The following is a 1,720-nucleotide window of genomic DNA, read 5'->3' on the forward strand; positions in this document are numbered from 1 at the left end:
AACCTAGACAAATTACGTGAGATGATTTTACAAGAGAAGAATTAATCGATATAGCAAAAAGATATAAAGAAATTAACGGAGATCTTGGTCCTATAAATAAGAAAAAAGAAACCAAAAATTTAAATAATTTTAGTTATTTAAAATATGCTTTTCTATGGAATTATTTAAGAAAAACAATATAAAATTGAATAAATATAAACGCAAAATAATTCTTATTATAAAATCTTAAATTATTCCACTTTATTAAAACAAAAATTGTATAATTTTAATATACATATTTAATAAAAAGGAAATAAAAATGGATTTGAAAAAATATATTGGTGAAACAAGTTTTTGTGAAAAGAAAGTAATGCTAGAAGAAAATAAAGTTACTAATTGATTAAAAACGGTTGTTGCTTTTGCTAACACAAAAGGCGGAAAAATCATTTTTGGTATTGATGATAATGATCGATTTGTAGGTTTAGTTAATGCTAAAAAAGATTCTGAGAAAATTAGTGAAATAATCAAAACCAAATTAGATCCGATTCCTGATATAGAATTAACTATAGAAAAATATGAAAATAAAGATTTTATAATATTGACAATTTCCCCAGGAAACGAAACTCCTTACTACATAATAGATAACGGAAATAGAAAAATATTTGTAAGAATTGGAAATCAAAGTGTTTCTGCAAATTATGTCCAAATGAAAAATCTCGTTTTAAAAGGAAGCAATAAAACTTTTGATAGTATTGATAGTAATATAAAAAGCGAAAATGCTTCTTTTAGCAAACTAAAAGCTGTTTATTTTCAAAAAACAGGACAAAATTTAAATGATAGTGATTTATTATCTTTTTCATTAATAAACGAAAAGGGCAATTTAACATTTGCTGGTGCCTTGCTTGCAGATGATTATTTTGTCTATCAATCAAGAGTTTTTGCAACTAGATGAAATGGTTTAGATAAAGCAAATAGTCGCCTTGAAGCCTTAGATGATAAAGAATTTCAAGGTTCAATCTTGTATTTACTGCAAAGTGCTGAAGAATTCATTAATTCTAATTATAAAAAAATGTGAAAGAAAACTGATGTAAGTAGAATTGAATATCCAGATTATCCAGAAATCGCTATAAGAGAAAGTATTGTAAATGCCTTAATTCACAGGGATTATACAGAAAAAGGTTCAGAAATTCACATTGATATCTATGATGATAGATTAGAAATTTATTCTCCTGGTGGGATGTCCGATGGTTCTTTAATTCAAGAACAAAATATTTATCAAATTGCTTCAAAAAGAAGAAACCCTATTATTGCTGATGTCTTCAGCAGACTTAATTTAATGGAAAGACGCGGAAGCGGACTAAAGAAAATTATAGAAAGTTACAAAAAGCAAGAAAATTACAACGAAAAATTAATTCCACAATTTATTTCTAATACTAGTTCTTTCTTTATTGTGTTAAAAAATTTAAACTATAATACACAAAATAAAGTGGCGATAAACGGGTATAGTGGCGATAAAAGTAATGATAAAGTGGCGATAAATGAGCAAAGTGGCGATAAAAATGATGATAAAGTGGCGATAAACGGGTATAGTGGCGATAAAAGTAATGATAAAGTGGCGATAAATGATCAGAGTGGCGATAAAAATAATGATAAAGTGGCGATAAATGGTCAGAGTGGCGATAAAATTCAGGAACTTATTGTTTTAAATTTTGCAAAACAACAAGAAGAATTTAAATCTAAA

At 26.7% G+C, this 1,720-nt stretch carries 2 protein-coding genes; both read left to right on the forward strand.

Annotation, left to right across the window (positions count from 1 at the left end):
* Window positions 1-182 (forward strand): hypothetical protein (locus ACXX86_RS04055; RefSeq protein ID WP_458561195.1); only part of this gene is annotated, 182 nt, incomplete at its 5' end.
* A gap of 116 nt (window positions 183-298) precedes the next feature.
* The coding region (locus tag ACXX86_RS04060) for an ATP-binding protein (protein WP_458561196.1) at window positions 299-1,720 on the forward strand (1,422 nt) is incomplete at its 3' end.

Source organism: Mycoplasma sp. CB776, assembly GCF_054343395.1.